This window comes from Candidatus Nitrososphaera gargensis Ga9.2 (assembly GCF_000303155.1).
GTDB lineage: Archaea > Thermoproteota > Nitrososphaeria > Nitrososphaerales > Nitrososphaeraceae > Nitrososphaera > Nitrososphaera gargensis.
On sequence record NC_018719.1, the window covers coordinates 1,243,016 to 1,266,069 of the forward strand.

Here is a 23,054-nt window from a genome sequence, read left to right on the forward strand (position 1 = left end):
CATAATGCCCAAATGCCACAGCCTGAAGCATTCGTTTCGCTGCTCAGGTCCGAGCCCGGCTATATCTCCGGTCAGGCACTTGCAAAAAAGGCCGGCATCTCAAGGAGCGCTGTATGGAAGCAGATAAGGATGCTCCGCAGGTATGGCTATACAATCGAATCCAGGCACGGACTGGGCTATAGGCTTGCTGGCCAGACGGACCTTCCTGTTCCCTGGGAGCTGGCAAGGGTTCTTCGCACTTCATTTATTGGCAAGCACGTCGTCTACAAAGAGACAACTGACTCGACCCAAAATATTGCAATTTCACTTGCAGACAGGTCCGACTCGCACGGCACCGTAGTAATTGCAGAGCAGCAAAAAAGCGGGCGAGGCAGGCAAAAGAGAAAATGGCTGTCGCCAAAGGGAGGCATATGGCTATCTGTGGTATTGAAGCCGGGCATACCCACTGCCAAAATAACGCTCCTACCGTTTGTAGCGGCGCTTGCAGTGTGCGACGCAATAAAGAATGCAACAGGGCTTGATGCGCGGCTAAAATGGCCAAACGATGTCATGATCTCGGGCAAGAAGGTGGCCGGCATACTGCTTGACATCAGCGCAGAGGCGGATCAGATCAACTATGCAGTGATTGGCATAGGCATAAACGCAAACGTTGACTCTGCGGCAATCTCGGCGCGCCTTGACGGGACAAAGATCACTTCAATAAGTGATGAGCTTGGGCACAGCACAAGCAGGTTGGATCTTACAAGGTCGCTGCTTGAGAATCTTGAGCACTATTACTTGGAGATGGAGCAGCAAGGTGTGGGCACAATTCTGCAAAAATGGAAGAAGCGATCCGACATGCTGGGCCGCAAAGTCGCAGTGGTGCAGAACAACAATAAGATAATTCAAGGCATGGCTACAGACATTAACGATGACGGGTCGCTTTTGCTCAAGACAGATGTGGGCGACGTAAATGTTGTTTCTGGCGACATACATGTCAGATACTAGCACGTAAAATCAAGGCGCTTTGCATACTATCGCAATATCGTTTACGTTGGTACCGGTATATCCAGTGAAAATAAGAGAGCGCAACCTCTTGAAGGCATGATAGCTATCATGGTTGTCGAGATACTTTTTCAGATTCATCTTTTTGGCATTGGTGATTGTCTTTGGCGACACTAGTGCGCCAGCCGCATCAGAGTTGCCGTCGATGCCATCCGTCCCCATGAACGCTGCCGCAACATCATGCTGCCGTCGCAGCTCCATCATATACGCCATGGCTGCTTCTTGGTTCCTGCCGCCAGTGCCGCTCTTGGATTTGTTCAACCTGACGATGGTTTCGCCGCCAGTCACTATGGCGAAAGGCTTGCTATTACTAAGGTCTGATGCAAGCCGTGCTAGAAATGTGCCAAAATCTCTGGCTTCTCCGTCAAATTCTGATCCAAGGTGTACTGCCTGCACTTTGCGTTTCTTCAGATAACTGATCGCGCTTGTACATGCGATAGTATTGTTGCCGATCAGCATGTTGTGGACATGGGAAAACACTGGATCCTGTGGCTTGGGCGTTTCTTCAATATTTCCCTTGGCACCATCAGCAATATGTGCAAGCGCGGCATCTGGATCCTTGATGCGGTATTTCTTTAGTATTTTCAGAGCATCTGCAAAGGTGGATCTATCAGCACAGGTTGGGCCTGAAGCGATCACCTCAAGATCATCGCCTACTACATCAGACAGAATCAATGAAACAACGGTGCATGCACCATCGATGTGACGCAGCAGCTGACCTCCCTTGACGGCAGACAGGTGCTTGCGTACAGCATTGATCTCGTGAATGGATGCGCCTGAGCGCATGAGCAGGTTTGTGATCTTCTGCTTGTTGGCCAGAGAAACGCCGGGCGCAGGGAGCGGCATTAGTGCCGAGCCGCCGCCCGAGATCAGGACAAAGATCAGATCGTTTTTCTGCACTTTCTTCAGAACATTTAGGATCTTTTTTGTGCCTTCCATGCCGGATCTATCGGGCACCGGGTGCGATGCATATGTGATTGAGATTCCTTTGATCTTTGCCTTGATGCCATAAGGAACAGTGATCGCGCCGCCAGCCATTCTGTCCTGCAACATTGGGACAAGGGCGCCTGCCATGCCTGCTGTGGCCTTGCCTGCGCCGACGATATATACGCGGTCGAAGTTCCGCAATCTGATGATCTTGCCGTTAATGTCGCGCACAGATAGTTCCTTTTCAAATTTTACTGCATGCTTTACAAGGGCCGCAGGCATGACGCTGTCAACAGCGGCTTCTAGGGCTCCAAGGACCAAGTGGGATGACCTGTCGCTGTGGAAGGTGGTCAGCTCGCGTTTGTTCGTAATCAATCACTTGACAAGAGCTTGCGGCCTTAATTTTCTTTTAGACGGTGAATATCTTTTCCTCACACTATCTTGTTCCTTTGCAAAAAGAGTCCCATTACGCAGTTCATCCGTCACAACATACTAAAGCCGCGTTATAATAGTTCGTTTTGTTCTAGCAGTCAGACAGGGTAGCGAAGAATAATGATTGGCTGCAATATTTATACTAAATATGTTGAAGTATACCTTTCCGTAATCTATATTCTGTTTTTCTTTATCGTGTAGAGGCAAAAGTCGCATTCTTCGCATACGTAGTAAAGGTTGTCAAAGTCGGAACACAACACCATGCTATCATGGCAACGCGGACATTCTATTTCGTGTTCCAGAAATTCTACCTGCTTCTCTTCCTCTTGGATGGCCGTATTCTCTGCAATTACCTTTTCTGCTTCCAGTTTTGGTTCCATGAAAGCAGTATCTTGGCAGTTGTTTTTAAGGTCTGGAACACCCAAAGGGGAGGGGGTATCCGTCTGGCAGCATGCCAGACAAGATGCACAAACCTGCAAATTCTGGATAGCCTTAAGATGCCTTTTTACCTTTCATATACACTCTAGCAATTATTTTATCAAAAAATGATTTGGACATTGTAGATTTTCGCTGGACAAGGTTAATCTGGCGATTTTGCAGAAATATGCGCGCTTTTCTAATGGTGGCTGATCTAAAATTCAAAGGCGGTGTCGGCAAGCGCGGGCTGATGTTCGTGCCCTACTACGGCCGGTCACGTGCGTTCATCGCAAACTATAGCTCGTGGCGGAAATACAGCAGGGAAGGCAAGATAGCCGAAGTGGCCTCATCGCTTTTGAGTCATGAGACGCTACACATTGCAATAAACAAGTTTTCGCTCAGTGCATCAGCAAACCTTGACAACCTCTTTGGTAGGTCGAACAGCTGGGAGCGCTATCATCATGGTCTTGGCGATCTGGACAGGGTTCATCGGCATTCTACGGGCAAGTATGCAAGGAAACACAGGCAGTAGTAATAATAGCATATCTACCTTAGGCCGATCCTCAGAAATGTGTTTGCCTTTTCCCTGACTCCCTTTTCAAATTCCGGCATATGTATCGCATTGATGGGCTCGAGCATATGGTATTTCTTGCTGTAATCGATCCTTTTCTTTGTCATCTGCTTCAGCTGGTCCTGCAGCGCCTTCTTTAAATCCGGGGTACAGATCTTGCTCCCAAAGATCGTGGCAAGCGACGCTTCGAGCATTTCATTCAGGTGTGCCATGCCCTTGTCTTCGTGGAAGTGCGGGTTGCGAGTCTCTATCTGGAATATCTCGACGCCCTTGTCAACTATTTGCGGATATTCCGAAGGCATCAGCCCTCCAAATTTTTCTAGTATGTCGATAAGTTCGCGTGTCTCTATCGAGTAGCCGCTGGTGTAGTGCAGGCACTCTGCAAGTGGCATCGACAGTGCGTGCTCGCCGGCGTTGCCGGTCTTGATGACTTCGGTTTCAAAGCCAGTTATGGCCGCTAAAAGGGCGTTGAGGTTCCTATTGGTGATCTCCGATACCCTGCCCCACTTTGAGAACTGGAGCGCGTTGTTCCTGACCTTTGGCTTGAACACCCACGACACCCTCACGTTGCAGTAAGGCGTGGTCGACATGCCAAAACCGGCTGCAAATATCTTGACGTATTCATTGACCGCGCCGGGGACATAGTTGTCACTGTCAATGAACCCGACATAGTCCTTGTGGTACATCTTTGCTGCAAGGAGGCCGATTATCATGCCTTCGGCCTTGCCGCTCCTTATGTTGCCCTCAGAGTCTAAGATAGAGTCGTAGCCGGTTTTCTTGAAGACTTCTGCAAGCCCCGAGTCCTGCTGGTGCACTATTATCATGCGCTTATCCATGAACCGGCTAAGCTGCCTGACGGCCTCTGACTCCATTGCAAACCTGTCCACGGGGCTCCTTGAGCTGTTGGAGACTATTATGACGAGGCATTCGTTTGGTATGCCGCTGAGTACGCCTTCAAGCAGCTTTAATTTTTCGTTCTTTATCGGGATGACGATAGCAAGATCATGCATAATATTTGAAATTTCATCATAATCAAATTTCCTGACGGTCTGGTGTGACGACTGGAAACCTTTGGATTTTCCAGAATCGAGCTCATAAATGCGCTGCACTGCATGGATGCTGACCGTGCCTAGCCGTTCGGTGTATCTTGGAAAATCGAGCTTCATTGCATATGGTAAAAGGTGATCGTATAAAATATTTTGGCAATTAAAAGTATAGAGATTGCAAAAATCTTTAAAACAGATGTCTGGATATTCTGTCAAATTTAGGGTGTATTAAAAATAGCCAGAACGCTTGACAGCATCCATACAGCCCTTTCCTATGTCAAAGGAAGCCTGCAAAACGTAATAATTGTGCAGGGCGGGGAAAAACATCAGGGGTTCATATTCTCGCTGCTAAACCCTCCAGTCCCGCTTGGCGGCAACATCATCGCGCTTGACATCTATGTCGACGAGCTGCCGATCCCCAAAAAATCAGTCTTTGTTGCAACCCAAGACGATGTGGTTAATGCGGCCGCTCTATCCGAGAGCCAGCCGGTCCCATTCAAGCCCTTTGAGAGCGCAAGGTTCCTTGTAATAAAGGAAGGTGGGTTGGACGAGAAAAAGAAGCACAAGATAGTGATCATGAGCAAGATGGAAGGGTTTGAGCAGATAATGATCCCGTTCACGTTCACGGACTACCCCGGATACCGGAGCGGGAGGATATTCGTCCCGGAAACGGCGCAGGCCCAAGAACCACTCGTACTTAGCGAAGATGGGATGGTCTTCAAGAACTTTACCGCGCCGCTGACGCTATCAGGCAAGAAGGCATACATTGTCTGCTCGTCAAACGGAGCAATTTCTGCCAACTGGACGTGGATGGGCGTGCGATATGACAACGGAGGGCTATACGTGCCGCCAGTAAGGGCGTTTGGGCGGATAATAGTTGAAATATCAATGGACGATGGCGTGCGCAAAAGACTACCTCATTTTGTTGTTGAATCCCGGCACGAAAATGGCATCCTTTACACCCGGCATGAGCTTGCGGGGCTAGAGGTAAAAAGGAAGCTGCTGGTGCCGTTTGACAGCCGGGGATTTATCATGACACTTGAGCTTCGCCCGCTCAGCGGCTTTAGGGCTTTATTGCGCAGAAAAACTGCAAAAAAGCGCAAGATCCGCGTGCACTTTTTGATAGATGGAAACATCACAAGTTATGGGCTTGCTGCTGTATCGCAGAATGTCGTTTCTAAATTCCGAGCAAAAGATAACTGCCTGCAGCTGGGCACAGTGGCACGGGACATTGGAGCGCAGTATTCGGGAGTAATAGGTATTGCACCAAAGCGCCTAAAGCCGAGCAGGATACTGACAGACTCGTACGACAACGATCTGGAAATGTCATACGACATTGAAGTTGAAGCAGGTAAGACTATAGCACTCGCCCTTGTGGGAACCGGCAGCTTCACTGGCCCTGAGAGTTGCATAAAGGAATTTCGCCACATGAGGGACAACTACAGCCAGCTGGTGGAGGACACAGAGAAGGGTTTTGCAGAATATTCTTCCTCGACCTTGAGCGCCCGGCCGCCCCCTGCAAGGCAGAACCTCGGCTTGGCGCGCCTGTTGGCTGCTTATGACAAAGCCAAGGCGTGCCTGCGCTACCTGAAAGCCGAGTATGATGGCTTGGGTGAGGGGATCTGCGCTGGGCTTCCGCGCTTTCCAAATTACTGGGCAAGAGATACCGGCTGGACGCTCCGAGGCTATCTGGCTATAGGCGACTACCGATTTGCGGCTGCGACGATCGACAATTTTCTGCGTCATCAGGCAAAAACCACGACAAAGGCTGCGACCAAGGGGGAGCTCCCCATGATAATCAGCGGCAAGGCTTTTCTCCATACTACCACGTATGGGTCAGCCGATTCGACATTCCTCTTCCCGTGGGCCATAAGGGAATACGTGCTTGGCACGGGAGACATTGGCTATCTGAAAAAGAGATGGGATTCCATAGTGGATCTCGTAAACTATGGGTTCCTAAAGGACGTTGACGGCGACGGGCTGATAGAGCACGGCTTTACCGGCACCGCAGAAAAGCTCCCGATACAGGATTCGACATGGATGGATCACATCGACAGGAGAAAGAGCGCAAACGACATACAGGCGCTCTTTTACGAAAGCCTTCGCATCGGAAGCGAGCTGGCAGCCATGGCCGGCGATAGCGAAAATGAAGCCAGATGGAGCAGCAAGGCAAAAGAGCTCCAAGAAACAATAGACAGAGAGTACTGGAACACCAGTGCTGGCTTTTACTATGACACGATAAGAAAGGACGGCTCAAAGGATCCGAGCATTCGGCCTAACGCTCTGGTTTTGCTCCTATCAGACGTAGTAAGGGAGAGGAGCAGAGCAGACTCGGTGCTTTCAAGGATCGAGGAGCAGGACATGACGACTGCATGGGGCGTGAGGACGCTGAGCAGTAAAGACCAAAAGTACCAGCCGACCCTATACCACGACGGTGCCGTGTGGCCGCTTGTAACAGGCTGGGCGGCGGCTAGCGAAATAAAGTTTGGGAGGCATGAGCAGGCCTTGCGCTACATGGGGTCAATGGCAGAGAGGATCTTGCACGAAAATGGTATGTTTGCCGAGACGTACCGTGGAGATAGGCCGGAGCCTTTCAACTCGTGCATACTACAGGCATGGTCGGTCGGCATGTATGCGTATGCACTTCGTGAAATGATGCTTGGAATGAAGATCAACATGATCGACAACACAATACAACTTGAGCCAAACATCCCAGAATCGCTCAAAGAGACGGCCGTTCCGCTAGATTTTGAGCACTTTATTCCCAGCAAGGACGGGATCGCAAGGCTTTATGTCAAGATCGACCCGCGCAATGAAAAGATATTTGCGACATTTAGGAATTCAGGCAGCAAAAGGCCAGAGATCTTTAGCGACTCCTACTCGCTAAGCCCACTATGATCAAAATGTCATAGATCTGACCCGTGCTAAAGGCATAAATTATCTCAAAATCGAACAAGACCTTGTCAAGATGTTTACGCTATTTACCCCGCAGACTGCAAACAAGGCATTGCCGGAAGTAAGACGTCTCTTTTCAAATATACTGATGTACAAAAAGCAGGCAGTGGCGCTGCAGGAACAGGTTGAAATGATAATCCAGTCAGGCAGCCAGTTCGAACAGTTTGTCAAGAAAAAGCAGGAGCTAAACACTGCCGTTTCAAACTATTACAAGGCAATAGAGCAACTTGAAGCCACGGGGGTCGTGATAAAGGACATCGAGCAGGGTCTCCTCGATTTTCCATCAAAGAGGTTCGACGAAGAGGTGTGGCTATGCTGGAAGGTAGAGGAAAGCGAGATCAAGTTCTGGCATGCAAAGGACGAGGGCTTTATGGGCAGAAAACCCCTTGAAAGCACCGGGATAATAGAGCCGTAAATTTATAGAGTCGTTCAGATGTCCAACCACTGTGCCAATAGACGCCGCCGAGTTTGACGCCCACAAGGACCTAGCCACGATAATCACTCAGTTCCTGTGCAGGAACCGTGACAAGGGCTTTTCTGCCAAAGAGATCGCGCAGGCCACTGGCATTTCAGAAGCGGATGTGAACAGCGCCATGTTCAAGCTGGGCCTTTCAGACCTTGCAAGCGCGATAGCTGGCAGGAAGAAAAAGATAAGGATAGAGGACGTCACAATAGGCGGGACGACCTACTACCGCTGCGTTTCTGACTAACTGATTCAAAAAACATAGTAATGCCTGCCATGGTAGGATAGCACAAGAAGAAGTGCTGTCTAGCTGGCTGCGGGCAATCAGGATCAGGTTTCTCCTAGCGTCAGTTATAGCTGTTAGCAACGGCCTTGCTATCGCCTATTGGAAAACCGGCACCATCGATCCGCTGTACGCCGCCCTGACCTATGTCGGAGTGCTTTTCCTGCATACAAGCGTCGATCTTCTCAATGATTACTGGGACCACAAACGTGGGATCGACAGCGCAACGACGAGGACAAAGTTCAGCGGCGGGACCGGCGTGCTACCTGAAAACCTGCTAACGCCAAGGGCAGTATATGCGGCGGGCGTGATATTTCTGATCCTTGGCGCGTCGATAGGAGCATACTTTGTCGCTGTGCGCGGGGTAACAATAGCAGTAATTCTTGGATTTGCGGTGGTCGCGATCTATTTTTACTCTACAAGCATTGTTAACGCAGGCCTTGGAGAGCTCTTTGTTGCGATCAAGGGCGCAATGATTGTGCTTGGTACCTTTTTTGTCCAATTGGCTGCGATCGAGCCTGCAGCGTTATATGTCGGTGCCATCGTTGGCATCCTCTCTGCAACGGTGCTGTTTGTCAACTCCTTTCCTGATTTTGAAGCGGACCGATCGAAAGGCCGGCGCACCCTTGTCGGAGTCCTAGGCAAAAAGGCGGCCGCAAGAGCATTTCCACTTTTTATATTTGCAGCCTATGCAATGATAGTTGCTGGAATCTTGCTTGGCTTTACAAAGATATATTCTCTGATCAGTCTCGTATCGATCCCATTTGCAGCAAAGTCCATAATGTCGCTGAGGAAGGACCAGCAGAGCATCGATAAGCTGATGCCGGCGATGGCGTCGGCGGTCACGTATTCTCGAATTACTGGTTTTTTACTGGCACTAAGCTTACTCTTTTGAAGAAGAATAATGCAATGTTCTAGTATCATTTTACTATCTGATTTGATGCACTGTCTTGCCAAACCGGCGTATCTTGCCAACCTTATGAGATTTTTCTCTGTCCTACAAAAACCGGCTTGACATCATGACCGATTCCTGCTTGCTGTTGTCGGCCTAGAGGCCTGCGCTCTCTATCAGGCTTATCAGCTGGTCGTACTGCTCGATGAACATCCTGCCCTTGGCAGTTATGGCAACAAGCCCGCTCACTCGGTGGATCATGCCCTTTTCTTCCAGCTCATCAAAGTGGTTCATCATCTTGTCATATGATAGCCGGGTAAAATGCTGGACGTGCGTAGGCCTGGCGACTTCGTTATGCATAGCGTCCTCTTCTATCGCACAGAGGATCTCGTAGAACAATTGCAGTTTATGCCGCTTTTCTTGCCTCAATCTCCATTTTCCTCCTCGAAGTTACGCTGTGCATGATGTACGCAAATAGCGCAAGGCCGGCCATCCTTGCGGCAGCCGAGCCAATGAATGCGATCGCGCTGTTGTCAAAGTACGCAAGGACAAGCGAATACTGCTCAAGCCACAGCAGCGCAAAGGCTGCCGGCACATATAGCAATTTGATGTTTGCTGCCCTGACCAGCGATGCTATGGTGCTCTTGAATATGTATCCTATCACTGCCATGTTGAATATCCTCATGTAAAAGCTGAGGTCTGCGAGGCCAGCATAGTTAAAGTATGGCTGACTTGCCAGTGAAAAAGTTGGAACTAGGAACGGGATTGCTACCATTACCAACGGTAGCGTCGTGACTAGTACGTCCCTTGCACGCACTCTTTTGCCAGACTCGCTTGCATCCGAGCTCTTGTAGTAGTACGACAGAGCGATTAGCGCAAGCGCTTCAGATTGGAGCGACATCTGGATCCAAAAGAATGCAGGGTACAGCAGCGGGTCTGCCCTGTACATTAGGCTTGATAATTCAAATAGGAACGATGCGCCAAGGAAGGCAAAGCCTACTGGTAGGCCAAGCAGGTAGCCAAAGCCGGAAAACGTGTACGACTTGAAGAAGTAGCGCGAAATCATTAGTGACAGCGAAACTGAAATCGCAGTAATTGCAACTGCAAGCGCTGGGGCCACAGCCGGGCTCACCAGTACGAATGGGTTGAGCACGTTTGGGTCCAGCACTGCCATGGCTATTATTATTTCGTGCCCGCACAAGATAAGGCTTGCTCCCTTTAAGGGAGTGGCGAGATTCGATTCGTTATTATTTTCCACCTCTCCTAAATGAGGCATTGTCATCATCATATGAGACGCTTCATGGCCACGCTACGCCCGAGGGCACTAAGAAATACGTCCAGCGCGCTGCCTCGCAGGGCAGGCCGCAGGCCCATTTTAAGACATTTGACGGCCTGCATCTCTCTAGCATCGGTATGGGAACATATTTGGGCCAGCCCACGCAAGAGGACGATCTGGCGGTTGAAAATGCGGTTTACCAATCTGTCAAGTCTGGCGCAGTCAACGTCATCGACACTGCGATAAACTACCGCGCAATGAAGTCGGAAAAGAGCATCGGGAAAGCCCTTTTGCGACTGGTAAAGGACGGGGTGATTTCACGCGATCAGGTGTTCATTTCCACCAAGAATGGATATATCACAAATGACGGCGACTATCCAAATGTCGACGTGATGGAGTACATACATCGCATGTACATCCAGACAAAAGTGATAACGGCAGATGACATCAGCTCCAGCTATAACGTCATGAACCCAAACTACCTTGCTAAGTGCATTGATAAGTCGCTCATGAACATGCACCTATCTACGATCGATCTTGTTTACATCCACAATGCCTTTGAAAGCTGGAATCAAGATGTGAGCAGGCAACAGTTCATGGAGATGCTTGCAAAGGCGTTTGAAGTCTATGAAAAATACCGATCAGAGAACAAGATCCGCTATTACGGGATGGCGACATGGACGTGCTTCCGGGTGCCGCCGGGTAGCCACGAATACTTGTCACTTGAGCAGGCAATCAGGATCGCAGAAAGCGTCGGTGGCAAGAGCCACGGCTTTAGGTTTATCCAGCTGCCATACAACCTTGCATACAGCGAAGCATTGCTGCTTCGGAACCAGTCAGTTGGCTCTGCGAATAACCTCACAATTCTGGAAGCGGCAGCAAAACTCCACGTAGGCGTATTTACAAGTATACCCCTCTTTCAGGGCAGGCTGCTGGGTGCTCAGGTGCCCGATTATGCGGGCATAAGCGAGCCTGTGGGCAAGCTAGTCCAGATTATAAGGTCAAGCCCCTCGGTCATCGCGCCTCTGATTGGGCAGAAAAAACCAGAGCATATCGAGGAAAACCTAAAGGTTGCAAATGTACCGCCGCTCTCTGACAAAGAGTTCAAGGAGGTCGTGCGCGTCCTTACAAGCCAGCAACTATAAAAAATCGGAAAAACACTCCATTGCAGGATGGAGACTACCACAGATATCAAAAAGTTTCAGAGCAGGACTGCCGATGCAGTAAGGGTGCTTGCATTTTTCAAGGCCAAGCAGGGCAAGGGAAAAGCACTTGAAAAAATTCTCTTAACGCTTGTTAGGCCTACAAGGAGCGAACCGGGCAATATTGCCTATGTCTTGCATAGGTCGACTGAAAACCCAGATGAACTTGTCTTTGACGAGATATTTACTTCAATGCATGCATTTGAAGAACACGCTCAACAACCCCATATCAAGAACCTAAATGCAAGAATAGAACACCTGCTGGTTGCTCCGCCTGAGGTAAAGACCTATTCAGAGGTCAGAGTTGAGCAATAGCTTGTTTGATGCTTTCCTTGTCTTCAGCCGCAGGTGTCTGCTCTAGATATTTGACAAGGTCTTCCTTTGCGCCTTGGTTGTTGGCAAGCTGTATCCTTGCTATTGCGCGATTTTTGTAAATCGGCCCAAACCTGACAGGGTTGATGCCTATCGCCTTGCTGTAATATGCTTCTGCAAGCGAGTAATCCTTCTTTTTCAGGTAATAGTTGCCCAGCCCGCGGTAGGCAAGGTAGTATTTTGGGTTCAGCCTGATCGCTCTTTCATAGCAGGGCACTGCCTGTTCGGAATTTGTCTCATTGTACATGCCTGCAAGCAGGCACCAAGCTTGGGCGTTATCTATGTCAATCTCTGTGGCTTTCTGTAGTTTCTCTATGGCATCATTTACCCTGCCTCGCTGGCGAAGCCCTTCAGCTTCAAAGCAGATCCTGTTTGACTTGGCAAACTTTAGACTCTCGTTCTTTAGCAGGTCCTTCATGTCAGAAGGTACGATGATTATCACAGTCATGTCGTCTTGCTCCCAGTCCTGCTCAAACTTGCCTTCTGGGATCGCGCCCACGGTATCAGGTTCTGGCACGTAGGTAAGCATCCTGCGCTCTTCGCTGTTGTAGCCTGATACGACCATCGCATGCTGCACCGTTCCCTGTATACCTGGCATTATTACAATGGGTGGTATGCCCTGATCAATACGTTTTTTCAGATCTTTTGTCGAGCCTTTGTAAATGTACGAGGCAAAGCCACGGCTTTCTGCAAGCATGATGCCGTCGATCATCGCTGCGCCTTTTGTTTCAGCGGCTGTTGCCTGCGGTGCAATGTTCTCTCCCCAGTATTTTGCCACGACATTTATCACCAGCGGTAGACTGGCACTCTCTTCATTCTTGCTTACAAGTGGCAGGCTGAGGAAATGTTCCGGCTGAGACTCCAAGATTGTACCGGCTATTTTTTCAAGCAAATAAAATCCTTCTCATGTCTTGGCGACAAAGTTCTGCAAGAGTGCAAGGCCGTCGCTTCCACTCTTTTCGGGGTGAAACTGAGTGCCAAAAATTTTGCCACTGGCAAATATCTCATGCTCACAATACTGCGAGCTCGCAAGCGATTTGAAGTTCGCAGGGAGCTTGGCAACGCAGTAGCCATGGCTTTCGTAGACAGAGATCAATTTCTTGTCTCCAGTCAGCGGGTTTTGGTCTGATACCGACACCTTAGTTGTGCCCTGCACGTGAGCGGGCATCTTGCGGAGCGATCCTCCGAGCGTGAGCGCTATTATCTCAGCCCCGTAACAGATTCCAAGAAGCGGCTTGCCGCCGTCATGGCAGTGCCTTATTATTCTTGAATTCACCATGTTTATCTCCTTGCTATTCTTGCGCCTTCCTGATAGGATCACCTTGTCACACTGTGCAAGTTCAGGTTCTGATACTTCAGAGAATTTCCTGTAAACATTAGTGATGCCAAGCCGGCCAAGGCAGTCAAGTATGTCCGGCGTAAACGGTGACAGGTTGTCTACCACGAGCACAGGCATTATCCTAGCCTACCTCTATCGAAATATAGTGGTTCTCGACAATGCCCTCAACTTCGCGCAGCACACCAAAGTTGACCGTCGTGCCGTCATGCCATTCAAATATTCGCCCACCTTCCGGCGCAAACTCTTGTATAAAGCTCTGAATGGCTGCTTCTGCTTGGGACAAGTCAGAGTCCGCCCTGTAGACTCCCTGCGCCTCTCTGAACTCTACCGGAGCAGAAACGGCAGTCGGCTTGATTACCGTCAGCCCTGCATCGATGAATACCTTTTCAAGGTTCTGTATCTTGCTCTGCCTGTCAGGTGCCGTCTGGTTGATGACTACTACTGGCGGCTGGTCAGTCGGCGCAACTCCTGAAAGCTTTTGCAAATAGTTCTCAAACGCCTGAGCAGGAGTGTTGCCAAGGCCGACGTAGTGCGTCCCGGTCGTCGAAGCAGCGCCAACTGCGCCCACGATGCCTACTTGCTTGCCACCAGTATCGGCAAAAACAGGGATAAAGTAGACTTCATAATCGCCTACCTTGTAGAGGCTGACCTGTCCAAGCGGCGGGTTGGTGTCGCCAAAAAGAGCTCTTTTGGCTTCTTTGTATTCTGCGCTTCCTGTCAGTGTGGTCTTGGCGGCTGCAGGACTAATGAGTTTCGTTGGCGAATCCCTGGGTATGGAAAAAAATGTCATCCTGCCAAGATCTTCCAGATCGTTCTGGACGGTCATGTATCCTACTAGACTGTTTGATTGCGGCTCCTTAAGCTGCAGAGGCTGGAGCCCCACAAACTCGGGGCTCTCAAATTCTGGCGGTTTTGCATATGCATAATACGGCACAACCTCGTTAGAGTCATCCGCAATAGAGTAAAAGTCCTTTGTTTCAATATATGCCTTGGGATCGGTTACGTGGTACGTGTTAAACTTTGAAATCTGCCAGATGAACATCTCTTCGGGGTACCTTATCTGATCGGCAAGCCACCTTGGGACCTCCCTTGTGGCGCCAATGTCCCTGTATTGCTCAAAGAACATCTGTGAAAAATAGTCATTGCCTGTGACGATTATCTGGACGGTGCCGTCATAGGCATCAATGAGAGAATAGCCGACGAGCTGGAGCATAAAGCTGGTGGAAGTAGCCGAGCTCCAAGGGACGTTTGACGTGTTTATGGCCACGATAAGCGGCATCAGCCAGTAGGTTCTTGTACCATCGGTCACCACAAACGCCTCAACCTCCTTGGGCTGGGGGTTGTTCTGGGTGCAATCAAAACAAAACTCGTAAACAAAGTACGGGTACAACAACTCCATCCTGTCATGTATGTCCTTGTACCTCATGACGTGCACAGGAGTATTGGAATAAGCCATAAAGTTTGGCTCGAACATCCAGCTCAGAGGTGGAGCGACATTCACGCCGCCTGTCCCATTATAAAAGGCCCCGCCGACCTCTTCGCTCCTTGTCCCGGTGACAGGATATGCTGACCAGTAGGTGCTGAACAGGCCGCCGTTACCGCTTTCGCCGTAATAGATGCGGCGCTGATTAAAGAACTGGCTTTCGTCGACAATGTTGCCGGTATCTGCTTCAAGCATCTTCATGCCGACGTCAGAATGTGTATAAATAAAATGCTGGTTGAACCACGTATCCCTTGATGCTACTGTGTTTGGAATGACCGGCACGGTGGTTCCAGTCCAGTACATCTCTCCATTAAACCTGAGTACGTCAAAGTCAAAGTAGCCAAGATCGCTCCTCTGCCCAAGCTGCTGTTTAAGCTTTGCCTCTGCATTTGCTTCGTCCCACAGCCTGATATTTCCCAGTACGTCCCCGTTCTGCTCTACCACAGACTGGATGGCGGAAGGTGAAACCGGCGGCTGCGCGATGTCGTAATTCTTTGTCTCTATTTTGTCAAGCCCGTGCATGAAGCGGTTAACTTCTATCTGCTGGGCAATGTAAGGCCCATTCCATTCTATTTTTCTGGTTTCGGCTATGCTGTTGTTCACTATCATTATCGAACCGGCCAGCCCGATGATTACAGCCGCTGTAAAGAGCCTGGAGTATACTAGCCTCTTTGTCGGGTAGATTATCACCTTTGCATGCCTCCTGTCGACGAATCCAAAAGTTATGAACGCAGCTCCAAGGGTCATTGCGCCGGCGATCGCGTACCTTGTATTGTAGTCGATATTGATGGAAAAGAACATGTTAAATCCGATCCAGAATACGGCCGCACCGGCAATGATCTCTATAGTAGAAATGTAGGATAGGAACTTGGGTTTGCTTTCCTTTGAGTCAATCGCGTACTGGGAGGCGATGTTGACCACGCTAGTGACTCCAACATACAGGAGCAGCCGCAGCCCGACTGCCGCTAGAAGAGGCGGGATCAAAAGCGTGAGAGCAGGGAACATCGGCATTACATTTTGCTGTGCATAACTTCCATCTGTCGTGATATCTGCAAACGGGATCGCAAATATGTTGCCAATCGAGCTGAGGCCAATGTCATTTCCCTGTATGATGTACTCTGCGGCCATGCCAAACATGATATTGGCAAAGAGCGGGGCAAAGAGCACCACCTTGGTCAACTGCCAGAACGCAAAACTTGTTTTGCCCATCTGAAATTCAGAATAGCGGGACATCTTGCTTTGGGATTCGTAATCGCCACGCTTCAGGAAGTTTATCAGCATCTTGATACTGTACCACGTTGCAGAGTGGCGTGCCTTGAAATTCACCCGGACAAACACAATTGCGGCAAGGATGATGCCAGAAAGGATCGAGTAGTACAGCGGCTTTGTAAAGACCTCGCCAAACTCTTCTAAGTTCATGAGGAGGTTTACTGATTGGTTGCTTACCAGGCCAAATATGATGACGCCGATCGCTGCAAATACCGCAATCCGCACTATTCTGCCAATGTCTGTGCGGCGCGCTCTATCTTCATTGTACGTGTCCCACAACTGGGATGATTATCCAAAAAGACCCTTTAATGTGTTTTTTAACAAAAAGAAAGGGAGTTTGATCCCTTCTTATTCTGTGATGTTTACCTGGCCTGTCATCCAAGGATGAAGGACGCAAATGTAGTTGTGCGATCCTTCATTGGAAGGTCACGCTGAACGTCTCTGTCGGCGGGAGCCCTGGCGGAGCCTGACTATGCGGCCGCAAAAAGCCCGAATTGACGTACTTTTCAGTTCCCGTGATCGTATAGTTGCCGTTTGGCGGGAGGTAGATGACTTTGCCGTCAGCATCAATTATAGTCGGGTTCCATGATCTGGCGTTGGCTGCAACAACTATGTTCGAGCCGTTTTCGCTAGGGATTGCCATCGGCTCGGCGTTTGCGCCCGGCACAAGGGGCGTAAAGTTTGTGCCGTTGCCGCTGACAACAAACGGCGCATCAACTGCTGGGAGCTCTCCTCCAAATGTAAAGGTGGCAGTGTGTGGCTCCCCTATGCTAGTCGGATTGTACCAGACGGCTGTCTCGTCGACCTTGATCGGCGCTCTTCGGGAAGAACCATGTCAGGGGTGCCACCGGTCCGCCAGTACCTGCTCTCGCCTTTAAGACGTCGTTATTATAGTCGTGATACTTTTGGTTCAGCTTGTAGAGGTACGAAGGGATATCGTTATTATTGTTGCCCGCTTGATCCTGCTGCGCACTTGCGTTGAACGAAAGGGTCCCAAGCGCTGTAAAAAGAAGGGCGGCTGCAATAACAATGCCCAGAATTGCAAAACATTTCTATAGTGCCTTTTCGTAAGATTCTTACATATAATGTACATTGAGAAAAGATATCTAACTTGCTTCTGCAAGACGTTTGCAGATAAGATAGATCGCTGCATAAGCTGGCAGCTCTGCAGACTCTTTTGAAATGTTGAATGACTTGTTCTTTAGTTTCAACTTGACCTGTGTCTTGACCTTGACACTTAGCTTGCCATCGCCAAGCAGGCATGCATCGACAAAGGGGTCGAACGAATCAATATTGTCGCCGCATTTTATCTTGGCAAGGCCGCTCTTGCTGTTGAGTGTGCCTGACATCCTGAAGACTCTGTGCACATCGGTTGTCACCTGCGGATCTATCCTGACTCCTATGTCCCGGGTCATCCTGTCAAGATCAGCCTTGAATGCTGCGTAGCCTCCCTTTTGCTCGACTATGTGCTTGAGCTTGATCATGGACGAGCCATCGATCTTCAGTTTGTTTGCGACCCTGCCCCTCCAGCCGTACGCAAGACCACTCTTAGGGAACTTTATGAAAAATAGATTTTCTGCATTACCTTTCCTGACGCCGATACTTTCTGCCATGAGACCGGAGCCGGAGAGGTAGCCTACAAGGTCAGAGCGGGCCTGCGGATCAAGCGGAATATATGCTTCATCGCTTACATGGATATGAAAGCCGTTGTTACCGGAAAAATAAATGTGGATATCGCTCCGCTGCATTCCAAGATCTCCTGTCAAGAATTCGACAAGGCGCTTGACCTCCCTTTTTGATCCTTCGATGCACTTGGCGCATGGTATCGAAATATCGTCGGCCTTTTTGCCGCCGCACGCCGGACAGGAGTAATGCTCTTCTTTCCTCTTTTCATCTGGCACGGGCGCTGAAGCGTGTCCGCAGTTTGTGCAGATGGGGTAGGAATGCGAAGGGACGCAAGGCAGGTGGAGATCCTTGCCGTCTATGTCAAATATCAGGTCGGCTCCAAGCCACTGCTTCTCCTGCATAGGATATGTGGGAAAGCGGTAGTATGCATTTGAGCAGTAAATGTCGGAAGGCACTTCTTTCATTATCGTGGCGGTTAGCTCTTTCATACTTTTGAAAGAGAGGTGCCGGACCATGCCTGGTTGCCCAAACTGCATGTAGCCAAATTCACGCTGCTCCATCTTGTCGGGCGCTTCAACCATGTCTGGCTTGAAGTAGTATCCCCTGAACGCACTCTTGACTGCATTGATGGTCTTGACAACCGCGCTCTCCGTCATTTTCTCATCTTCCTGCCAAACTGTATTGGGTTGATTATGCCATCGCACTCTGCAGTGGCAAAGCACAGGTTCTCATTGCGGAGCTTGTCGCACGAGGGGACAGAATACTTAGTCCTGCTGCCCTTCATGCCTGCAAGGTGCTCAACCTGATAGCGCGTTATTTTTTCGTTAAAGTCGGGGGCGTTTTCGTACATCATTACGATTTCATCGACCGGCTTACCAATTGCAAGCATATAGGTGGCAAGCATGACTCGGGCAGAGTGCGGAAGATTTTCTCCCCTGCCCATGACTTCAAGCGCGTGCTTGACGCACGGCGGATAGTCGGTGACTGCAGTGGCGCGGTATTCGTACCGATGAGTCATCTTAGTTCGTAATTCCTCAATTTTTGTTTTGAGTGCTTCTGGTAAAGTCAGTAGTTGCATCATCTTAACCTTATCATATACCAAAGCACCTAATTCATTTCTGAATAACCTGACAGTTTCATCAGCATCTAAATAGACATACCCTTTGTTTACCATCCTGTTAATAAGCTTCCATTCTTGCTCATGAAAATGTGACGCACGTTTTAGATAATCAGTAATTTTTACTTTGAATAATCTTTCGTCATCCGCGTCTATATCAATATCGACATTGAATAATTCTTTAAAGATCTTAAATAAAAGCAAGCGTCTTTTTTGCTCATTTCTTTCTCTTTTTAGATCTTCAGTAAGGAATTTCTCTGCTCGCATGGCTTCAAATAAAGAGTATTTCCGGAGAACTGATTCTATACCAATGGATTTCACTATTATGAGCGTAGCAAGAAATATGAATACTTCCCTTTGGAATCTATCAAGCTTTTCATAGAGTCTCCCACTCGCTTCAGTTTCGATCCTCTCAATTGCTGTTTCAATAATATCTTTAAACTCTGGTCGATTATATTCTTCGAAATCGAAGTGCGTTTGACGGATATACTCTGATACATCATTCAGAAAAGGATATTTTGCTAAATCCTCGTTTTGGAGGGGATCATCAGCCCAATCTTTAGGTCCTATCCTTATAGACAATACAGTTCAGCTATGGATAGCTGAACTGCCATAAAAACGCCATTCCTCCAATAAGTTAAAGTACACATATGCACGCATAGCGAATCATGGGCATCAGGGTGGGCTTCCATGTTTCAATTGCCGGCGGCATATCAAATTCTGTGGACAATGCGAAAAAGCTAGGCTGCACAGCCTTCCAGATATTCAGCAGAAATCCGCGCGGCTGGGCCGCAAAACCGCTTGCGCCGGACGATGTGCAGCTGTTTAAAAGCAAGCTGGCTACAAGTGGCATTGAAAAAAATTCTGTAATAGTGCACATGCCCTACTTGCCAAACCTATCTGGGCCGGATGGAGAGTTTTACAAAAAATCCGTAGAAACACTGACCGGAGAGATCCAGAGGTGCAGCGCCCTTGGAATACCATACCTTGTGATACACCTTGGAAGCCACATGGGCAAAGGGCAGGCAAGCGGCTTAAGTCAGCTAGTAAAGGCCATCGAGTCTGCGCGAGTCAAGTCAGATGGTGGCGCGCCCATGGTATTGCTTGAGAACAATGCGGGGCAAAAGAACTGCATAGGGGGAAACTTTGAGGAGCTGCGCACCATCCTCGACAAGCTGGACGATCCAAAGAAGTTTGGCGTGTGCATCGACACCTGTCACCTGTTTGTCTCTGGCTATGACCTGAGGACAAAGGCAGAAGTGGACAAGACGCTTGAAAAATTTGATAATGTTGTCGGGCTCAAGGAACTAAAATTTATCCACCTCAACGACTCCAAGGGGCCGCTTGGCTCCAACCTTGACAGGCACGAGCACATTGGGCTTGGGTCGATAGGATCAGAAGGTCTTGCAGCGTTTCTCAACCACAGAGCCATCCGGGGACTGCCTGTAATAATGGAGACTCCAATCGACGAGAAGAGGGGAGATGAGCAGAATCTTCAAGTCGTCCTTGGAATGGTAAAATAGATAGAACTATTACTACTACTTCAACCTATGAGACTCTAATCTGGTGTTGCCCTCGTAGTACGTCACGACCAACATGTCGCCCTTGTTATATGGGCATTGATGGATATCTTTTGGCTGTCTATCTGCCGGCTCGACGATACAGACATCTTTGTTCTTTAATGATACTTCAACCTCCTCAGTCACGGTCTGCCTTGTGAAAAGCTCTGCAAGAGGGAAACCCTGTATCATCTGTATGACCATGAAAGCTCCAAAGAATGCAAGGCCAAAGAGTATCGCCAGTTTTTTTGTAGACATCCTCTCAAATTCTGATGAATCCGACTCGTAGCTCATGCTGTAAAGTCGTAAGCACTTCTAAAAAACTTATGGTGTTGTTACTACCGGGTCGATTCTACGGCTTCCTCGATCGCTTCTTCCTGCTCAAGCCATTCATCGAAATAGGCCAACAGAAGATGGGATGCAAGCTCTTCTTTCGTATGATCCGTCTTGAGGTGGATCGGCATATAGTCCGGGGTGAAAAATAGGTTACAAATGTAACAGAACGGGTTCCGTTCATGTTCTGTCAGCAAGATAGCTCACCTAGTTATCTGATTGTCAATATAAGAATATCGATATGTCTGTCTGTAAACATTCACCAGATGTTCTTCATTTTCTATGTCCATGTTTGGATATTCTTTTGCTATCCGTTACTACAACGCGGCCATTGTAGGATGAGGGACATGTATCTGCTTATATGGTCATCAGTTTGTACTACTGCTCTAGATGGAGAACCGAGAGTCGATAATCGCAGACTTGAGGAAGCTGGGGGTCCATATCAACCAGATCCTCATATACCGCCCAACCGACCAGCAGTTGAAGGAAATAAGGGACGGCCTGCTGAGGCTGAACAAGAAAGCAGGGATTCCCCAAATTTAGCCACACGTTTTAGAGTAAACAAGTTATAAGTAGGATAGCAAGAAGGTCTTGATACATATATGGTCTTTGGCAGGGACATCAGGCTTTCAAGGATATTGAAGGACGGCAAGATGTTGTGCATACCCATGGACCACGGCATCAGCAACGGTCCTATCAAGGGGCTAGAGGACATCAACGGTATGATCTACCAGTGCGCCTCTGCTGGGCTCACATGCGTGCTTGTCAACAAGGGGATAATCAAGACCATGCCAAGGCCGCCGGATATAGGGCTTATTGCACACTTTTCCGGCAGCACGTCGCTTGGGCCGGCGCCGAATAGAAAGATGTTAATGGGGAGCGTCGAGGAAGCGATCAGGCTCGGTGCTGACGCAGTGTCGCTGCACATCAACATTGGCGCAAAGGAGGAGCCGGAGATGCTACAAAAGCTGGGCATGGTGGCAGACAAGTGCACCGAATGGAGCGTGCCGCTGGTTGCAATGATGTACCCGCGAGGCGAAAATATCAAGAACCCTCATGACCCGGAGATTGTCGCACATGCGGCAAGGGTGGGCGCAGAGGCCGGAGCCGACATTGTAAAAGCAGTATATACCGGCGACATTGATTCGTTCAAAAGGGTGGTAAAGAGCTGTCCTGTGCCGATAGTTATCGCTGGAGGACCAAAGGCAAACACCGACCGCGAAATCCTTGAAATGTGTGCAGGGGCAATGGCTGCAGGCGCAAAGGGCGTGACTTTTGGCCGCAACATCTTCCAGCACAAGAATCCGCCGGCTATGGTGCGCGCGCTTCGCAAAGTAATAATTGACAATAAACCTGTAAAAGAGGCCCTGAAGGAACTTGACTGACGCCAAGCCAAAAGAGCTGATAGTCCGACCGACAGTAGCAGCAAAGTCTGCACTGGCCGGGTTTATGTCAAAACTGAAAGAGAAGGGCATCACAATCATAAACGCCGACCCTAAGGTGGCCGGCAAAGACTTTCACACGATCTATGAATCAGAAGATGCCGACATGGTGATTTGCAAGACGTTTGATCAATTAAAGTCGCTCAGGTCGTCGTCCGGCAAGAGCCTCGGCTACTTCAAGAAGGTGCTGAGCAACGCCGACGTTGACGAAATCGAAAGGGCATCGCAGGCAGGCGCAGAATTTGTCATCGTAGACGCATCTGATTGGAAGATAATCCCGCTAGAGAACATTATCGCAAAACTCCACAAATCAAAGACCAAGGTGTTCACCACTGCAAAAAGTTCAAGGGAAGTCGCGACAATGTTTGCCGTTCTAGAGCTTGGAGTCGATGGCGTGATATTGTCGACAGACAGCGAAGACGAAGTCGACAAGGCAAGGCAGCAATTGTCGACAGCAAGGTTCCCGATCAAGCCGGCCAAGATAGTAGAAATAAAAGACGTCGGGACAGGCGAGCGTGTCTGCGTGGACACGGCCTCCATGATGGGCATGGGAGAAGGCATGCTGGTTGGAAGCAGGTCGAACTTTATGCTTCTTGTTCATAATGAATCAGTGGGGTCCTCGTTTACGTCGCCCCGCCCGTTCCGGGTGAACGCCGGCGCAGTGTATTGCTACACGATAGCGCCGGACGGCAAGACTCGCTACCTTTCAGAGATCGAGTCTGGAAGCGAGGTCTGGGTCGTCAACAAGGAGGGCTCGGCAAGGAGGGCGGTCGTCGGCAGATCAAAGATAGAGACGCGCCCACTGCGGTTAATACGCGCTGAAATAGAGGGGGAGACGGGTACTGTCATACTGCAAAATGCAGAGACCATACGACTGATAACCAAAGATGGCAAGCTCTTGTCAGTGACCGAGATCAAGGTCGGAGACGAGGTGCTGGGATATGCCAAGCCGGCATCGGGACGGCACTTTGGGATGGAAGTGGACGAATACATCGTGGAAAAGTAA

26 protein-coding genes are annotated in these 23,054 nt (G+C 49.3%); 13 read left to right on the forward strand and 13 right to left on the reverse strand.

Translation table 11 applies throughout. The features are described from left to right. Positions 1 to 12: 12 nt before the first annotated feature. Positions 13 to 987 carry a biotin--[acetyl-CoA-carboxylase] ligase gene (locus tag NGAR_RS07455; protein ID WP_015019069.1) on the forward strand — a complete coding sequence of 325 codons (975 nt, stop codon included), beginning with the start codon at positions 13 to 15 and terminating at the stop codon, positions 985 to 987. Between the two features lie 9 nt (positions 988 to 996). On the opposite strand, the gene NGAR_RS07460 is transcribed toward NGAR_RS07455, so the two are convergent. Together NGAR_RS07460 and NGAR_RS07465 are read right to left on the reverse strand one after the other, a co-directional pair. After that, positions 997 to 2,346 carry a glycerate kinase type-2 family protein gene (locus tag NGAR_RS07460; protein WP_015019070.1) on the reverse strand — a complete coding sequence of 450 codons (1,350 nt, stop codon included), beginning with the start codon at positions 2,344 to 2,346 and terminating at the stop codon, positions 997 to 999. A gap of 230 nt (positions 2,347 to 2,576) precedes the next feature. Then, positions 2,577 to 2,783: a hypothetical protein gene (locus NGAR_RS07465; RefSeq protein ID WP_148681137.1), complete on the reverse strand. Its 207-nt coding sequence runs from the start codon at positions 2,781 to 2,783 to the stop codon at positions 2,577 to 2,579. A 239-nt stretch (positions 2,784 to 3,022) separates the two neighbouring features. Between NGAR_RS07465 and NGAR_RS07470 the strand changes: the two genes are divergently transcribed. Next, positions 3,023 to 3,352: a hypothetical protein gene (locus tag NGAR_RS07470; RefSeq protein WP_015019072.1), complete on the forward strand. Its 330-nt coding sequence runs from the start codon at positions 3,023 to 3,025 to the stop codon at positions 3,350 to 3,352. Between the two features lie 14 nt (positions 3,353 to 3,366). Here NGAR_RS07470 and mpgS read toward each other — a convergent pair whose 3' ends face one another. After that, positions 3,367 to 4,557 carry a mannosyl-3-phosphoglycerate synthase gene (gene mpgS, locus NGAR_RS07475; protein WP_015019073.1) on the reverse strand — a complete coding sequence of 397 codons (1,191 nt, stop codon included), beginning with the start codon at positions 4,555 to 4,557 and terminating at the stop codon, positions 3,367 to 3,369. A gap of 186 nt (positions 4,558 to 4,743) precedes the next feature. Here mpgS and NGAR_RS07480 point away from each other — a divergent pair, with 186 nt between their 5' ends. The 4 genes from NGAR_RS07480 (at position 4,744) to NGAR_RS07495 (ending at position 9,033) form a co-directional block, all read left to right on the forward strand. Beyond that, positions 4,744 to 7,335 carry an amylo-alpha-1,6-glucosidase gene (locus NGAR_RS07480; protein WP_015019074.1) on the forward strand — a complete coding sequence of 864 codons (2,592 nt, stop codon included), beginning with the start codon at positions 4,744 to 4,746 and terminating at the stop codon, positions 7,333 to 7,335. Positions 7,336 to 7,405: 70 nt separating this feature from the next. Beyond that, positions 7,406 to 7,807 (forward strand): DUF2203 domain-containing protein, encoded by a 402-nt coding sequence (locus NGAR_RS07485; protein ID WP_015019075.1) that lies wholly within the window; start codon positions 7,406 to 7,408, stop codon positions 7,805 to 7,807. Positions 7,808 to 7,838: 31 nt separating this feature from the next. Next, positions 7,839 to 8,102 (forward strand): helix-turn-helix domain-containing protein, encoded by a 264-nt coding sequence (locus NGAR_RS07490; RefSeq protein WP_015019076.1) that lies wholly within the window; start codon positions 7,839 to 7,841, stop codon positions 8,100 to 8,102. Positions 8,103 to 8,154: 52 nt separating this feature from the next. Continuing rightward, positions 8,155 to 9,033: a prenyltransferase gene (locus tag NGAR_RS07495; protein WP_015019077.1), complete on the forward strand. Its 879-nt coding sequence runs from the start codon at positions 8,155 to 8,157 to the stop codon at positions 9,031 to 9,033. A gap of 153 nt (positions 9,034 to 9,186) precedes the next feature. Here the strand turns inward: NGAR_RS07495 and NGAR_RS07500 are convergent, their stop codons facing one another. Beyond that, positions 9,187 to 9,459, reverse strand: a complete 273-nt coding sequence (locus NGAR_RS07500) for a winged helix-turn-helix domain-containing protein (RefSeq protein ID WP_148681138.1) — start codon at positions 9,457 to 9,459, stop codon at positions 9,187 to 9,189. Further along, a complete protein-coding gene (locus NGAR_RS07505) occupies positions 9,437 to 10,306 on the reverse strand; it encodes a hypothetical protein (protein ID WP_148681139.1) in 870 nt (289 codons plus the stop codon). Before NGAR_RS07505 ends, NGAR_RS07500 begins: the two co-directional genes overlap by 23 nt. On the opposite strand from NGAR_RS07505, the gene NGAR_RS07510 reads away from it, so the two are divergent. Together NGAR_RS07510 and NGAR_RS07515 are read left to right on the forward strand one after the other, a co-directional pair. Further along, positions 10,306 to 11,451 (forward strand): aldo/keto reductase, encoded by a 1,146-nt coding sequence (locus NGAR_RS07510; RefSeq protein ID WP_015019080.1) that lies wholly within the window; start codon positions 10,306 to 10,308, stop codon positions 11,449 to 11,451. The two genes, NGAR_RS07505 and NGAR_RS07510, sit on opposite strands and share 1 nt — an antisense overlap. A gap of 27 nt (positions 11,452 to 11,478) precedes the next feature. Then, on the forward strand, positions 11,479 to 11,823 hold the full coding sequence (locus NGAR_RS07515) for a putative quinol monooxygenase (protein WP_015019081.1): 345 nt from the start codon (positions 11,479 to 11,481) through the stop codon (positions 11,821 to 11,823). Here the strand turns inward: NGAR_RS07515 and NGAR_RS07520 are convergent. The 4 genes from NGAR_RS07520 to NGAR_RS07535 form a co-directional block, all read right to left on the reverse strand. Further along, positions 11,807 to 12,745, reverse strand: a complete 939-nt coding sequence (locus NGAR_RS07520) for a tetratricopeptide repeat protein (RefSeq protein ID WP_148681140.1) — start codon at positions 12,743 to 12,745, stop codon at positions 11,807 to 11,809. The two genes, NGAR_RS07515 and NGAR_RS07520, sit on opposite strands and share 17 nt — an antisense overlap. A 39-nt stretch (positions 12,746 to 12,784) precedes the next feature. Next, complete coding sequence (locus NGAR_RS07525; protein ID WP_015019083.1) at positions 12,785 to 13,336, reverse strand: type 1 glutamine amidotransferase; 552 nt, start codon at positions 13,334 to 13,336, stop codon at positions 12,785 to 12,787. 4 nt (positions 13,337 to 13,340) lie between these two features. Further along, entirely contained in the window at positions 13,341 to 16,250 is a 2,910-nt protein-coding gene (locus NGAR_RS07530) for a UPF0182 family protein (protein WP_015019084.1), read from the reverse strand. Between the two features lie 136 nt (positions 16,251 to 16,386). Further along, positions 16,387 to 16,614 carry a hypothetical protein gene (locus NGAR_RS07535; RefSeq protein WP_148681141.1) on the reverse strand — a complete coding sequence of 76 codons (228 nt, stop codon included), beginning with the start codon at positions 16,612 to 16,614 and terminating at the stop codon, positions 16,387 to 16,389. On the opposite strand from NGAR_RS07535, the gene NGAR_RS07540 reads away from it, so the two are divergent. After that, positions 16,583 to 16,849, forward strand: a complete 267-nt coding sequence (locus tag NGAR_RS07540) for a hypothetical protein (protein ID WP_148681142.1) — start codon at positions 16,583 to 16,585, stop codon at positions 16,847 to 16,849. The two genes, NGAR_RS07535 and NGAR_RS07540, sit on opposite strands and share 32 nt — an antisense overlap. A gap of 228 nt (positions 16,850 to 17,077) precedes the next feature. Here NGAR_RS07540 and NGAR_RS07545 read toward each other — a convergent pair whose 3' ends face one another. Then, the gene (locus NGAR_RS07545) at positions 17,078 to 18,253 is read right to left on the reverse strand and encodes a DNA primase small subunit domain-containing protein (protein WP_015019086.1); all 1,176 of its coding nucleotides are present in this window, start codon (positions 18,251 to 18,253) and stop codon (positions 17,078 to 17,080) included. After that, positions 18,250 to 19,296 carry a DNA primase large subunit gene (locus NGAR_RS07550; RefSeq protein WP_015019087.1) on the reverse strand — a complete coding sequence of 349 codons (1,047 nt, stop codon included), beginning with the start codon at positions 19,294 to 19,296 and terminating at the stop codon, positions 18,250 to 18,252. The genes NGAR_RS07545 and NGAR_RS07550 overlap by 4 nt, the downstream gene beginning before the upstream one ends. 92 nt (positions 19,297 to 19,388) lie before the next feature. Between NGAR_RS07550 and NGAR_RS07555 the strand changes: the two genes are divergently transcribed. Then, positions 19,389 to 20,237 carry a deoxyribonuclease IV gene (locus NGAR_RS07555; protein WP_148681775.1) on the forward strand — a complete coding sequence of 283 codons (849 nt, stop codon included), beginning with the start codon at positions 19,389 to 19,391 and terminating at the stop codon, positions 20,235 to 20,237. A 15-nt stretch (positions 20,238 to 20,252) separates the two neighbouring features. On the opposite strand, the gene NGAR_RS07560 is transcribed toward NGAR_RS07555, so the two are convergent. Both NGAR_RS07560 and NGAR_RS07565 read right to left on the reverse strand, forming a co-directional pair. Next, the gene (locus NGAR_RS07560; RefSeq protein ID WP_015019089.1) at positions 20,253 to 20,567 is read right to left on the reverse strand and encodes a hypothetical protein; all 315 of its coding nucleotides are present in this window, start codon (positions 20,565 to 20,567) and stop codon (positions 20,253 to 20,255) included. Positions 20,568 to 20,611: 44 nt separating this feature from the next. Next, the gene (locus NGAR_RS07565; RefSeq protein ID WP_015019090.1) at positions 20,612 to 20,803 is read right to left on the reverse strand and encodes a hypothetical protein; all 192 of its coding nucleotides are present in this window, start codon (positions 20,801 to 20,803) and stop codon (positions 20,612 to 20,614) included. Between the two features lie 193 nt (positions 20,804 to 20,996). On the opposite strand from NGAR_RS07565, the gene NGAR_RS17405 reads away from it, so the two are divergent. The 3 genes from NGAR_RS17405 to NGAR_RS07575 all read left to right on the forward strand — a co-directional run bounded on the left by NGAR_RS17405 (position 20,997) and on the right by NGAR_RS07575 (position 23,054). Continuing rightward, positions 20,997 to 21,149 carry a hypothetical protein gene (locus NGAR_RS17405; protein WP_187147716.1) on the forward strand — a complete coding sequence of 51 codons (153 nt, stop codon included), beginning with the start codon at positions 20,997 to 20,999 and terminating at the stop codon, positions 21,147 to 21,149. A 59-nt stretch (positions 21,150 to 21,208) separates the two neighbouring features. Next, positions 21,209 to 21,991: a 2-amino-3,7-dideoxy-D-threo-hept-6-ulosonate synthase gene (locus NGAR_RS07570; protein ID WP_015019091.1), complete on the forward strand. Its 783-nt coding sequence runs from the start codon at positions 21,209 to 21,211 to the stop codon at positions 21,989 to 21,991. A gap of 64 nt (positions 21,992 to 22,055) precedes the next feature. Continuing rightward, a complete protein-coding gene (locus NGAR_RS07575; protein WP_015019092.1) occupies positions 22,056 to 23,054 on the forward strand; it encodes a 3-dehydroquinate synthase II in 999 nt (332 codons plus the stop codon).